The following is a 12,280-nucleotide window of genomic DNA, read 5'->3' on the forward strand; positions in this document are numbered from 1 at the left end:
TCCGTAGGTGGCTTTGAAGCGTTCGAGTATGAGCCTTGCGCGAAGGTTCAGTGCAAATGCCTGGTACAACTTTTGCTGTGTCGTGGTGCGTCGCTCGGCGTATGTGCGCTGTTGCCGGGCGTCCGAGCAGAAAACTCTAATTCATTTGCTCGCGGTTCGTGATCGGACATCGATATATGCGCCAAATCAGTTCATCAACCCTGCCGTTGGATATTTGATGAGTCGTAATTTGGTGCATGAAATGCCCGCATGAACCGCTTTGGTGCCTTTTAGCCTTGGGTCTGCCTCCTCATGGAAAATCTGCAAAGCGCTGTGGACTCGCTGGTTCACAGCTCCAACACGTTGTTCATTCTGATCGGTGCGGTGATGGTACTGGCGATGCACGCCGGTTTCGCCTTTCTGGAGGTCGGCACGGTCCGGCAGAAGAATCAGGTTAACGCGCTGGCGAAAATCCTCAGCGACTTCGCCGTCTCGACCCTGGCCTATTTCTTTATAGGCTATTGGATCTCCTATGGCGTCACCTTCATGCAACCGGCGGCGGTGCTCGCGGCTGACCACGGCTATGGCCTGGTGAAGTTTTTCTTCCTGCTGACCTTCGCTGCCGCGATCCCGGCGATCATTTCCGGCGGCATTGCCGAACGCGCGCGTTTCGTCCCGCAGTTGTGCGCGACGGCGCTGATCGTGGCGTTTATCTATCCGTTTTTCGAAGGGCTGATCTGGAACGGCAATTTCGGCTTGCAAGGCTGGCTGACGGCGCAGTTTGGCGCGGCATTCCATGATTTCGCCGGCTCGGTGGTGGTGCACGCCGTGGGCGGTTGGCTGGCGTTGGCCGCTGTTCTGCTGCTCGGCCCGCGCAATGGTCGCTATCGCGATGGGCGCCTGGTCGCGTTCGCGCCGTCGAGCATTCCGTTTCTGGCACTGGGCTCGTGGATCCTGATTGTCGGCTGGTTCGGCTTCAACGTGATGAGCGCGCAAACCCTGCAAGGTGTCAGTGGCCTGGTCGCGGTCAACTCGCTGATGGCCATGGTTGGCGGTACCGTCGCGGCGTTGATCGTTGGGCGCAACGACCCTGGCTTTCTGCACAACGGCCCGCTGGCCGGGCTGGTGGCGATTTGCGCCGGCTCCGACCTGATGCATCCGGTCGGTGCGCTGGTAACCGGCGCGATCGCCGGAGCCTTGTTTGTCTGGTGCTTTACCGCTGCCCAAGTCAAATGGCGCATCGACGATGTGCTGGGCGTATGGCCGCTGCATGGTTTGTGTGGCGTGTGGGGCGGGATTGCCTGCGGCATCTTCGGTCAGTCTGTGCTGGGTGGCCTGGGCGGTGTCAGCCTGATCAGCCAGTTGATCGGCACTGCGCTTGGCGTCGCGGTCGCGCTGGTCGGCGGCTTCGTCGTCTACGGCGCGATCAAGGCATTGCATGGGCTGCGCCTGAGTCAGGAACAAGAGTATTACGGCGCCGACCTGTCGCTGCACAAGATCGGCGCGGTGAGTCAGGACTAGATTTCCTCATCATTGGCTCCGGGATAGAAACCGTGGAGCAGGCGATAGCGATCGATACGCACTTGATCGACCTTCTCCTGCACTTTGTGTGCGGGCAGGCCAAGCATGATCAGCGCGTGTGAAGCGAGCATCAGGCTTGACTCCAAAAGCTCCGGCACCACCTCGGTGGCGCCCGCAGCTCTGAGTTCCGCCGATTGGCTGTCGTCACGGGTGCGTACCAGAATCGGCACCTGTCGGTTGAGTCGCCGGGCTTCGCGCAGAATGCGCAACGCCACGTCGCTCTGATCCACGGCGATTACCAGCAGCCGGGCGCGCAACAGGCCAACCGCAGTAAGCAGATCGCCACGCGCCGAGTCGCCGTAATGCACGTCGCTTTCCGCAGATGCGGCTTCCTGCACCCGCACCGGATCGTTGTCCAGCGCAACATAGGCTTGCCCGGCGTTGCCCATGAAGCGGCCGATGGACTGGCCGACGCGCCCGTAGCCGCAGATCACCACGTGCTGGTCGAGGTCGGCGTTGAGCGCGCTGATCTGTTCGATCTGCGCCTCCTGATTGGGCTTGCGGTGCAACACGGCGGCGATGCGCGGCGCCGCACGCAACAGCAGTGGCGTGAGCAGCATCGAACAGAACGTCGCTGCGAGCAGCAGGGCGCCCGGTTCGGCCGGCAACAGGCTGTTCTGCTGCATCTGCGCCATCAAGGCAAAACAGAACTCCCCACCCTGGGCCAGGGCCAGACCGCTGCGCCACGCGGTTTCGCTGTCACTGCCGCGCCATTTCACCAGCAGCGCGACCACGATGCCCTTGATCAGCATCAGGCCGAGCGTCAGGCCGATGATCAACAGGCTGTGACTGACGAACAATTGCAGGTCGATCAGCATGCCGATGCTGACGAAGAACACGCCGAGCAGAATGTCGCGAAAGGGCCGGATGTCGGCTTCGATCTGGTGCCGGTAATGGCTTTCCCCGAGCAACATGCCGGCGAGGAAAGCGCCGAGTGCAGGCGACAGCCCCAACAAGTGCGTGAGCCAGGCAGTCAGCAGCACGATCACCAGCGCCAGCAGGACGAACAGCTCCGCAGAGCGCGAGGCCGCCACCTCATGAAACAGCCGTGGCAATAACCAGCGACTGGCGAGCAGCAGGCCGAAGAACAGCACCACGGTTTTGCCCAGGGTCAACGGCAAGGCCCAATACCAGGCCTGCTCGCTGGTGCCGGCGAAGACCGGAACCAGTGTCAGCAGCAATACCGCGACAACGTCCTGAAACAGCAACACGCCGACCGCGTTCTGGCCGTGGCTGCTGAATACTTCACCAAGACTGCCCAGCTCCTTGGTCACGATCGCCGTGGATGACAGCGATAACCCTGCCCCGAGTAACAGCGCCGGCATCAGCGGCATGCCCAGGCCCATCAACAGTGTGCCGAGCAGCGCTGTGCTGATCAGCACTTGCTGACTGCCGAGGCGAAACACCACCTGACGCAGCGCAATCATCTTCGACAGGGAGAACTCCAGACCCAGCGAAAACAGCAGAAACACCACGCCCAGCTCGGCGACATCCGGCAGATGTTCGCTCTCGTTGACCCAGTCGAATGCGTTCGGCCCGACCAGTAAGCCCACGCACAGGTAACCCAGCACCGGCGGCAGTCGCAGGCGCCGGAACAGGGCAATCACCACCAGGGATGAGGCGAGGATGATCAACAGATTTGCAAACACGGGACACTCCGCTGTCAGGGCGTTGGCCTCTGAAGCGTAGAGGCAAAAAGTCCGCGAGGATGACGCATTTGCAATTTGCGGTGAATGATTTGCGTCAGGATTTTGCGCCGGCAGCGTTCGGGCCTTTGGGCGGCGCCGGGTCGACGAGGGTTTAGTGGCGTCCTAGAATGGGCTCACTTGTTTTCCGGTAATGCCGTCATGTCTCCAGAATGTCAGCTGTTCGGCACCCTCGGGTGTCATCTGTGTGAAGTTGCCGAAGCCGAGCTGATGCCCTTCGTCGAGCATGGTCTGCTGGTTGAATTGGTGGACATCGCCGAAGACGAATCGTGGTTCGAAAAATACAGCTTGCGCATCCCGGTACTGCGGCGGGTTGACACTGGCGCTGAGCTGGATTGGCCGTTCAGTGGCGACCAGGTAGTGGCATTTTTAGGCTGTTGATATTGCCTTGATCCTTCCGCTGGTCGCAGCGATACATCCTTGCGTTGGCGCTCGCTGAATTCTTCGGTTACTGTATGTCCATACAGCAATCGAGTCAGAGGGATGAACCGTGGTCAATGTCGAACAGTTGAAGAGCAGCGTTAACCGGATGTCGGTCGACGTGGTGCGCGAGGCCGTCCTCGAATTGCGCCTGGACGGGCTGGTCACGGAAGGCAAGACGCCGTTCAACAAGCTGCATTTCAACACCTGCTTTGCCGAGATCGAAGCCCTGTTCCAGCGCGCCGGTTATCACAAACAACTGGATGTGGTCGGTTATCAGGGCCTGTTGTACGCGTTGTACGACCCGGGGCGTTGGGAAGCGGTCGATGTGTTGCGCTGGCTGAAGGAGTTCACCGAAGCGGCGGCCCTCAAGTCGATTCCGGCCTGATCAAACTGCGCTAGGTGGCTTTGCCTCACTGTTGGATAATGCCGGCCTGCATTGAGGATTTCTGTTTCGTATGACCAGTCCCGTATTTTCCGCTGCGCACAATCAGGCCAGCACCTTGTACTTGCCGCCCGGTCCCTGGCTGACGGTACTCGATTGCCTGTGCGAGCACTTCAGTGCCATCGGCCGCGAACAGTGGCTTGACCGGATTGCTCGCGGACGGGTGCTGGATGCGCAGGGCCAGCCGATTGCGCTGGACTTGCCGTACAGGGAAGGGCTGCGCATTCATTACTTTCGTGAGGTGCCGGACGAAAAGCCGATCCCGGTTCTCGAGTCGATTCTCTATGCCGATGAACACTTGGTGGTGGCCGACAAACCTCACTTTCTGCCAGTCACCCCGGCCGGAGCATATGTCGAACAAACCCTGCTGCGGCGGCTGATCCGTAGGCTGGACAATCCGCATCTGGTGCCGCTGCACCGCATTGACCGGCACACCGCAGGGCTGGTGATCTTCTCGGCCAATCCGCAGACCCGCTCGGCCTATCAGTCATTGTTCCCGACCCGGCAGATCGACAAGCGCTACGAAGCGATCGCCCCGGCGCTGCCCGAGCTGGATTTCCCTTTGGTGCACAAGAGCCGTTTGATCGATGGCGAGCCGTTTTTCCGTATGCAAGAAGGGCCTGGCGCCTGCAATACCGAAACGGCGGTCGAAGTGCGTGAGAAAAATGGTGATCTGTGGCGCTATGGCCTGTATCCCGTGACCGGCAAAAAGCATCAGCTGCGGGTGCACATGACGGCGCTGGGCGCGAGTATTTGCAACGATCCGTTTTATCCGACTGTGTTGAAAGATGTCGAGGACGACTACGCCAACCCGTTGAAGCTGCTTGCGCAAGGCCTGCGCTTCATCGACCCGGTGACCGGTGAGTTGCGGGAGTTCGAGAGTCAAATCACCTTGCAGTGGTAATGCTGAAACTGCTTTCCGAGCGCCCATGAAAAAGCCCGCATGACAATGCGGGCTTTTCTGTATCCGGTAACGACGCGGAGCCTTACAGCTCTTTAACGGTACGAACCTGATCCTTGTTGATGCGGGTCTCTTTGCCGTCCAGCTGCTGGAACTCGTAGAAGCCCGAATCATCATCGTATTTCGGGGTGTCGACGGCCTGGATTTCGCGACCGTCATTCAAGGTGATCACTGTTGGCGAGGAGCAACCTGCGAGGGTTGCCAGGCCCAGTGCGAGCATGAAAGTGGCGAGGGTCCGTTGAGTCATGAGTGTGTCTCCGAATGGGAAATCTTCTGGTTACTGAGCTTGAGACGTAAACAAGGCGTGAGAGTTCCTTGGATAATGTCAGTCTGACACAGTGTTGTGCAGATGTAACAATTCCGGGGTGTTGAGGTTGGCCAGTCGCGGGTCGTTGTCAGGGCATTGCAATGCGACGGCGCCGAGGCTGCGCATTACCCGCCCCGGGCTGCGCTCGCCTGCATTCCAGGCTGCTTCGAATGCCGGCAACAGCGCCACGGGAATCACGCACAGCAGCGGTTCCCAGTGCTCGCCGTGGCGCAGCATTAAAGGTTTTTCACGTTGCAGATCGGCAGTAATCAGCATGTCTTCGAGCAAGGCCTTGTCGATTCGCGGCACATCACATGGCAGCACCAGCAGATGCGCATGGCGCGCCGCTTTCAGCCCGGCACGAATACCGGCCAGCGGCCCGGGGAAATCGCCTTCATCATCCATCACCAACTGATCGGCAAACCCGGCATAACGCTCGCGATTGCGGTTGCAAGAGATGATCAGGTCGTCGGTCAACGGCCGTACCTTGCGCTGCAGATGCGCGATCAACGGCTCGCCCAGCCACTCGATAAGCCCCTTGTCCTGACCGCCCATGCGCTGGCCGCGTCCACCCGCCAGAAGCAGGACGGAGCAGGGCGGCAATTGACTGTTCGAGGGCATGACGACTCTCCAGAGGGGCGGCGGGAAAATGAGCCGCTGTGATATAACACCGGGCTGTTTCCCCTACAACTGGAAGAGCCTATGAAAGCCAAGGCTGATGTACCTTTCGTGCCGCTCAATATTGCGGTGCTGACTGTCAGCGACACCCGAACCCTGGAAACCGATACCTCCGGCCAGGTCTTCGTTGATCGCTTGATCGCGGTCGGTCACGCGCTGGCCGAGCGGGTTTTGCTTAAAGATGATCTCTACAAAATTCGCGCGCAAGTCGCCAACTGGATTGCCGACGATGTGGTTCAGGTTGTGTTGATCACCGGCGGCACCGGCTTCACCGGGCGTGACAGCACGCCGGAAGCGGTGGCATGCCTGCTCGACAAGCAGGTCGACGGTTTTGGCGAACTGTTCCGCCAGATCTCCGTGGCCGATATCGGCACTTCGACTGTGCAGTCCCGGGCCCTGGCTGGTCTGGCCAACGGCACGCTGGTGTGCTGCCTGCCAGGTTCGACCAATGCAGTGCGCACCGGTTGGGACGGCATTCTCGCTGAGCAACTGGACGCCCGTCATCGTCCCTGCAACTTCGTCACCCATCTGAAGCAGGCGGCGCCTTGTGAATCCCGTGGGTAAGCCGGGCAAGACCGGCAGTTTGCTGCCTGTCGAAACGGCGCTCGAGCGCTTGCTGGCCATGGCCGATGCGTCGCGCATTGTCGAGCGCGAGCACTTGCCGCTGGCTCAAGTCGAAGGGCGGGTGCTGGCGGAAGATCTGATCTCGACACTGAATCTGCCGCCATGGCCGAACAGCGCCATGGACGGCTACGCCTTGAACCTGGCGGATTGGCAAGGCGAGCCGCTGCCGGTCAGTCAAAAGGTCTTCGCCGGGCAATCTCCACTTCCTTTGGAGCCAGGCACCTGCGCACGCATCTTCACCGGGGCACCGCTGCCGCCGGGCGCGGACTGTGTCGAGATGCAGGAAAATGCTGAAGTCCAGGCCGATGGCCGAGTGCGCTTTCTTGAGCTTTTGAAAGCCGGGCAGAACATTCGTCCGCAGGGCCAGGAAACCACGGTCGGCGAATTGGTGCTGCAAGCTGGAACCCGGCTCGGACCGATTGAGCAGGGCCTGGCTGCTTCGCTTGGCTGTGCCGGCCTCAATGTCGTGCGCAAACCTCGCGTCGCTGTTTTGTCCACCGGCGACGAGCTGGTTGAACCCGGCCAGGCATTGGGTCCGGGCCAGATCTACAACAGCAATCGCGTACTTCTGTGCAGCTGGCTGCAGCGTCTGGGTTGTGAAGTGATTGATGGCGGAATTCTCCCGGACGATCTGCCCACCACGCGGGCGCGGCTGGGCGAATTGCAAGGCGTCGATCTGATTCTGTCTACCGGCGGGGTCTCGGTCGGTGAGGCGGATTTCCTCGGCATTGCCCTGCGTGAAGAAGGCGAGTTGGCCCTGTGGAAGCTGGCCATCAAGCCCGGAAAACCATTGACGTTCGGTCATTTTCGCAACGTGCCGGTGATTGGCCTGCCCGGCAATCCCACCTCGACGCTGGTGACGTTCGCCCTGCTGACGCGGCCTTATCTTTTGCGTCGCCTGGGTGTGCAAGATGTCGAGCCGCTCAAGTTTGCAGTGCCAGCAGGTTTTGTCTGGCCGGTGGCCGGCAACCGTCGTGAATATCTGCGCGGGCGCTTGGAACAGGGGCGGGCGATCATTTACCGCAACCAGAGTTCGGGTGTGCTGCGTAGCGCCGCGTGGGCCGACGGTTTGGTGGAAGTCCGAGAGGGCCGCACGCTGAGCGAGGGTGATGAAGTGAGCTTCATTCCCCTCAGTGACCTTCTGGGGTAGGCCATCTCGTCCATGCACGCGTCGGCTGATACGCACGGCGCGTGCAACGAATGATTCGGTCAGTTGCTGATCAACGTCACCAACTGGTCGAATCGGCTGTTGGCCACCCATCCCAGCAGTCCAAGGATGACAGCGGTGGCACCCGCCGAATACGCCAGACGGTGTTTGATCGTCCGCACATCATTGAGCACTTCGTCCATGTCGCGGCGCATGTATTTGAAGTGAGTCTCCAGCTCGCTGAGTCGGGGTTCCATATCAAACTCTCCAGGGGTCTTGGCGCTGTTACAGAAGTCTGGTTTCTTGCTGGCACGACTTTCGGCGAGAGCGGCGACCGGGCTCACCGGTGCCTTGGTTTCATGGTTGCGCATGGAAGTACTCGCTGGTCGTAGCAACTGCACGCTTGCTGATTATTCCATTGCTCGATTCATGGAAATGAATCGCGGGGTATCCGTTCATTACCGGCACATCCTTGTGTTATTGAGTTGAAAGTTGGTGCTGCCGGCACACGGTGACCCAATGATCGGACGGGGTCAATTAAGCCGATTCCTCTTGTTCCGTACGAAAAAATACCGCTGTGTAGGACGCTGGCCGTTTGAACAGCAATTAATTGCCATCCCTGCGGCTTTTTTAACGCGCGCAGTGGTCAAGATGTTTCAATCGATTTCAATTCTTGGAGTGACGTTATGAGTGAACGCCGGGCACTGCTGATCTTGCATGGCAAACAGGCACTCAACGAGGATGTCCGCGCTGCCGTCGAAGCCAAGCGTGAGCAAGGCTGGGAACTGGCTGTCCGAGTGACCTGGGAGGCCGGCGACGCCCAGCGTCTGGTCGAGGAAGCGTTGGCGGCCGGCTACAGCAAAATCATCGCCGGTGGCGGTGATGGCACGTTGCGCGATATTGCCGAGGCGCTGGCTCAGCATCCGCAAAAAGCCAGTCTTGTGTTGCTGCCGCTGGGCACCGCCAATGATTTTTCCCGCGCCGCCGGTATTTCCCTGGAGCCGGCCGAAGCCCTTGAGCTACTGGACATTCAGCCCTCGGATATCGATCTGGGCGAGGTGGGCGGGCAGATTTTCCTGAACATGGCGACCGGCGGATTCGGTAGCCAGGTGACCGCCAATACTTCGGAAGACCTGAAAAAGGTCTTGGGCGGCGCCGCTTATCTGTTTACCGGCCTGACCCGGTTCAGCGAACTGCATGCCGCTTACGGCGAGTTGCAGGGGCCGGACTTTCATTGGCAGGGTGAACTGCTCGCACTGGGAATCGGCAACGGACGGCAGGCGGGCGGCGGCCATGTGCTGTGCCCCGAGGCGCGAGTCGACGATGGTTTGCTGGACATCAGCATTCTGCCGGCACCGCAGGAGCTGGTCGGCACGCTGAAGAATCTGCTGAGCGAGGGCTTCGGCCTCGACAATATGTTTGTGCGGGCGCGATTGCCGTGGGTCGAGATCAAGGTCGCCGAAGGGCTGAGCATCAATCTCGATGGCGAGCCGCTGGAGGGCGACAGTCTGCGATTTGTTGCGAAACCTGCAGCGTTGCAGGTGCATCTGCCGAAGGACTCGCCGTTATTGGGCCAACAACCGTCAATCAGTCATCAAGGCTGATGATCTGCTCACGCACGGCGAACAGCACCAGACCCGCCACGTCATAGATCTGCAAGCGCTTCATGATCTGTGCGCGGTGGGTTTCGACGGTCTTGACGCTCAAGCCCAAGCCGTTGGCAATTTCCCGGGTCGATTTGCCGCGCACGATCAGGCGAAGGATTTCCAGCTGGCGCGCGGTCAGATTGTGCGAATCGGCGACGTCCGGCTGGCTTTTCTGGTTTCGCGTCAGTGCCTGATTGATCACCGTATGGGCAATGGCCGGGCTGAGGTAGCGTTCGTTGTTGCGCAGGGCTTCCAGCGCGTGCTCGAGCTCGGTGGCCGTGGTGTCCTTGAGCAGGTAGCCATGAGCGCCGGATTCCAGTGCCTGCATGATCAGCGCCGGATCGGTGTGCATCGACAGAATCAGCACTTTGCTCTGCGGCCGCACGCGCTTGAGCCGTTGCAGCGCTTCCAGGCCACCGGTTTCTCTCATCGAGATGTCCAGCAATACGATGTCCGGGCTCAATTGCTCGACCATTTCAAGCAATTGCGAACCATCACTGGCTTCGCCGATTACCGCGTAACCGGGAATATCCAGTACCAGAGCGCGCACGCCGGCTCTGATCAGCGAGTGGTCATCCACCAGAAGTAAGTTACAAGTCAACGCATAACCTTATTCGTACTGGCCCGTTCGAGTGCCCGAGGCGCCCACGGGAAAAGTGCTTCGATTCGAGTGCCTTTGCCCGGCTCGCTGATAACGCTCAATGTGCCGCCCAACTGTTCGATACGCTCGGCCATTCCGGCCATGCCGCGTTGACCTTCTCTGGCCGGGTCGGCCGCCGGGGCAAAACCCAGGCCGTCATCACTGATCAACAGCGTCAGACCTTGCGGCAATCGCTGTACCCGAATCAACAGGTTTTTTGCCTGTGCGTGCCGGAGGATGTTGGTCACGGCTTCCTGGGCGATGCGAAACGCGGCGACGGCCATTTCCTCGGGAATGCCGTTGAGCCGCTGCTGGCAATCGAGACTCCAGTTGACCGGCGTGTTGGCCAGTGTCTTGAGCAAGTGCGCACGCAGGCTGGCTTCGAGGCCCAGGCTGGTCAATTGACGTGGATTGAGAATCGCCGAGACGTCACGCACCTTGTTCAGGGTTTCATCCAGCGTGTCGCAGAGGACCTTGCATTGTTCCTGCAGATCTTCCGGCAGGCGGCGTTTGAGCCAGTCACTTTGCAGCTTGGCGGCGGTGAGCAACTGGCCGATATCGTCGTGCAATTCACGGCTGAGGCGATGTCGTTCGTTCTCCTGGACTTGCAGCAGTCGATCAGCCAATTCTTGTGGCTGAAACTTGATCGATTTGCGCGACAAGCGATATTGCACCCAGACGCACGCGGTGGCGGCGATGTCGAGTGCCAGCAATCCCAAGGGAATGCGCGCGGAAACAACATACGCCAGCAGACTTCCCAGGGTCGCCAGAACACACAGAACCAGTGTGAAGCGCCGGGCGTTTTCCCGCGAGGGTGGCCATGTGATGAGTGACTTGAGACTGGCGTACATAACGGATGGAGCCAATGGATGTTCGCTGCGGGCAGACCGACCGGTGACTGGCGGATCTCTGTGTGGAAATACTGTCAATTATGTTATTGATTCATACCGCATTCGTTAAGCAATCATTGACCGGCAATAACATTGCTAATGAAACGCTGGAGTCACTGTGCCATTAAACGGCAGGTAATTAACCGGCGGCATAATACCACTTAACATACCGTTGGTCGCGGTCGCTATATATGTCCATTCAGTCAGGAAATACCGAATCGTGGACGCAAGTTCCATATTGGAAAAAGTTGGAGTTTTTGTAGTTGGACGACTTCGATTCTGCCTGGAAGTGTCTCTGGGAGCACACAGGGAAAACCCTGATGGCGGCATCTGGAAATCAGCCGTTGGTCGGGCAGATTATTTGCCCCGGATTGTCGCTGGCAGGTATGCACTATTCAATTACGACAGTTTCGCGGCCTGTTTTCTCAAGCCTGGTGCGCTATCAGGGACGTAGAGAGCAAACGTTTGCTCATCATCTTCGGTTCGTACGTGTCCTGGCCCATTTGTGCCGCGAAGGCCTCAAGCAGGGCTGTCTGCTCGCTGCCATCAAGGCTCAGTTGTCCGGTTTTATGATCGACCAGCTCAAGCTGCCATGCCATCAGGGTGAAACAGTCTCGCAAGGCATCGAGGGCCTGTTCGTGCAGGTCGACGCGATCCTGGGTCAGATTCAGCAGACTGTAGATGTGCAGGGAAAACTCGGAGATTGCTTCCAGTGCCAACGCTTCGGCGCGGCCGGCCAGCTTCAACAGAGTGCCGAGCATGCAGTCGATGGCATCCTTGTCATTGCTGATCAGTTGCAGATGGCTCAGGCATTCTTCGGACTTGGCGAGAAGCGTTTCGGCCTCGACCAGAAATTCGGGGAAACGTTGCGCCCAGTCTTTACGGTCGATTGGCATGTTCATCTCCACCACGTCGTGTTGGTTGACGGATGGCCGTATGTGGCGACGATCGTGAATCGTCGGCAGATCGCGCCCGGCGGTGCAGGTGCACGGACCGAGGGGTTCCAGAGGGTGGGTTGCCACTGAATTGCGATCGCACACAATAGCCTGACTCCGTTCATGCAATGAGAATGGCGTCACAGTAATGGCTATTGGAAATGGCGAATATCAGGTTGGGCCTGATTGATCCTAGGGGAATCCCTTAGGCGCGGGAACCTAACGTGCAAACCGAGGTCGCGCCGCAATGAATCTAGCAGATGAAATCACGATTGCCAGTAAAGCATGATGTCAGTGTGACATCAATGGTCGTTTATGGCA

At 59.2% G+C, this 12,280-nt stretch carries 14 protein-coding genes; 7 read left to right on the plus strand and 7 right to left on the minus strand.

Annotated elements, in window-relative coordinates; translation table 11 throughout:
• The first annotated feature begins 291 nt into the window (after positions 1 to 291).
• The gene (locus tag AB4N47_RS05110) at positions 292 to 1,500 is read left to right on the plus strand and encodes an ammonium transporter (protein WP_341639392.1); all 1,209 of its coding nucleotides are present in this window, start codon (positions 292 to 294) and stop codon (positions 1,498 to 1,500) included.
• Here AB4N47_RS05110 and AB4N47_RS05115 read toward each other — a convergent pair.
• Entirely contained in the window at positions 1,497 to 3,209 is a 1,713-nt protein-coding gene (locus tag AB4N47_RS05115) for a cation:proton antiporter (protein WP_016770839.1), read from the minus strand. The genes AB4N47_RS05110 and AB4N47_RS05115 overlap by 4 nt on opposite strands.
• A gap of 198 nt (positions 3,210 to 3,407) precedes the next feature.
• Here AB4N47_RS05115 and AB4N47_RS05120 point away from each other — a divergent pair, with 198 nt between their 5' ends.
• The 3 genes from AB4N47_RS05120 (at position 3,408) to AB4N47_RS05130 (ending at position 5,035) form a co-directional block, all read left to right on the plus strand.
• Positions 3,408 to 3,647: a glutaredoxin family protein gene (locus tag AB4N47_RS05120; protein WP_122611525.1), complete on the plus strand. Its 240-nt coding sequence runs from the start codon at positions 3,408 to 3,410 to the stop codon at positions 3,645 to 3,647.
• Positions 3,648 to 3,756: 109 nt separating this feature from the next.
• The gene (locus tag AB4N47_RS05125) at positions 3,757 to 4,074 is read left to right on the plus strand and encodes a hypothetical protein (RefSeq protein ID WP_016770837.1); all 318 of its coding nucleotides are present in this window, start codon (positions 3,757 to 3,759) and stop codon (positions 4,072 to 4,074) included.
• A 70-nt stretch (positions 4,075 to 4,144) separates the two neighbouring features.
• Complete coding sequence (locus tag AB4N47_RS05130; RefSeq protein ID WP_341639393.1) at positions 4,145 to 5,035, plus strand: pseudouridine synthase; 891 nt, start codon at positions 4,145 to 4,147, stop codon at positions 5,033 to 5,035.
• A gap of 82 nt (positions 5,036 to 5,117) precedes the next feature.
• On the opposite strand, the gene AB4N47_RS05135 is transcribed toward AB4N47_RS05130, so the two are convergent.
• Positions 5,118 to 5,339, minus strand: coding sequence for a YgdI/YgdR family lipoprotein (locus AB4N47_RS05135; RefSeq protein ID WP_016770600.1), 222 nt, complete (start codon positions 5,337 to 5,339; stop codon positions 5,118 to 5,120).
• A 78-nt stretch (positions 5,340 to 5,417) separates the two neighbouring features.
• Positions 5,418 to 6,020 carry a molybdenum cofactor guanylyltransferase MobA gene (gene mobA, locus AB4N47_RS05140; protein ID WP_122601955.1) on the minus strand — a complete coding sequence of 201 codons (603 nt, stop codon included), beginning with the start codon at positions 6,018 to 6,020 and terminating at the stop codon, positions 5,418 to 5,420.
• An 81-nt stretch (positions 6,021 to 6,101) separates the two neighbouring features.
• On the opposite strand from mobA, the gene moaB reads away from it, so the two are divergent.
• Both moaB and AB4N47_RS05150 read left to right on the plus strand, forming a co-directional pair.
• Complete coding sequence (moaB, locus tag AB4N47_RS05145) at positions 6,102 to 6,641, plus strand: molybdenum cofactor biosynthesis protein B (protein ID WP_341639394.1); 540 nt, start codon at positions 6,102 to 6,104, stop codon at positions 6,639 to 6,641.
• The gene (locus tag AB4N47_RS05150; protein WP_341639395.1) at positions 6,625 to 7,851 is read left to right on the plus strand and encodes a molybdopterin molybdotransferase MoeA; all 1,227 of its coding nucleotides are present in this window, start codon (positions 6,625 to 6,627) and stop codon (positions 7,849 to 7,851) included. The genes moaB and AB4N47_RS05150 overlap by 17 nt, the downstream gene beginning before the upstream one ends.
• Before the next feature lie 59 nt (positions 7,852 to 7,910).
• On the opposite strand, the gene AB4N47_RS05155 is transcribed toward AB4N47_RS05150, so the two are convergent.
• Positions 7,911 to 8,219 carry a hypothetical protein gene (locus AB4N47_RS05155; RefSeq protein ID WP_341639396.1) on the minus strand — a complete coding sequence of 103 codons (309 nt, stop codon included), beginning with the start codon at positions 8,217 to 8,219 and terminating at the stop codon, positions 7,911 to 7,913.
• A gap of 315 nt (positions 8,220 to 8,534) precedes the next feature.
• Here AB4N47_RS05155 and yegS point away from each other — a divergent pair, with 315 nt between their 5' ends.
• Entirely contained in the window at positions 8,535 to 9,452 is a 918-nt protein-coding gene (gene yegS, locus AB4N47_RS05160; RefSeq protein ID WP_206421794.1) for a lipid kinase YegS, read from the plus strand.
• Here the strand turns inward: yegS and AB4N47_RS05165 are convergent.
• The 3 genes from AB4N47_RS05165 to AB4N47_RS05175 form a co-directional block, all read right to left on the minus strand.
• The gene (locus AB4N47_RS05165; protein WP_016770832.1) at positions 9,436 to 10,095 is read right to left on the minus strand and encodes a response regulator; all 660 of its coding nucleotides are present in this window, start codon (positions 10,093 to 10,095) and stop codon (positions 9,436 to 9,438) included. The genes yegS and AB4N47_RS05165 overlap by 17 nt on opposite strands.
• On the minus strand, positions 10,092 to 10,985 hold the full coding sequence (locus AB4N47_RS05170; protein ID WP_263217635.1) for a sensor histidine kinase: 894 nt from the start codon (positions 10,983 to 10,985) through the stop codon (positions 10,092 to 10,094). Before AB4N47_RS05170 ends, AB4N47_RS05165 begins: the two co-directional genes overlap by 4 nt.
• Before the next feature lie 464 nt (positions 10,986 to 11,449).
• On the minus strand, positions 11,450 to 11,920 hold the full coding sequence (locus AB4N47_RS05175; RefSeq protein ID WP_341639397.1) for a hypothetical protein: 471 nt from the start codon (positions 11,918 to 11,920) through the stop codon (positions 11,450 to 11,452).
• Between the last annotated feature and the right edge of the window lie 360 nt (positions 11,921 to 12,280).

This window comes from Pseudomonas sp. S3_G06 (genome assembly GCF_054667565.1).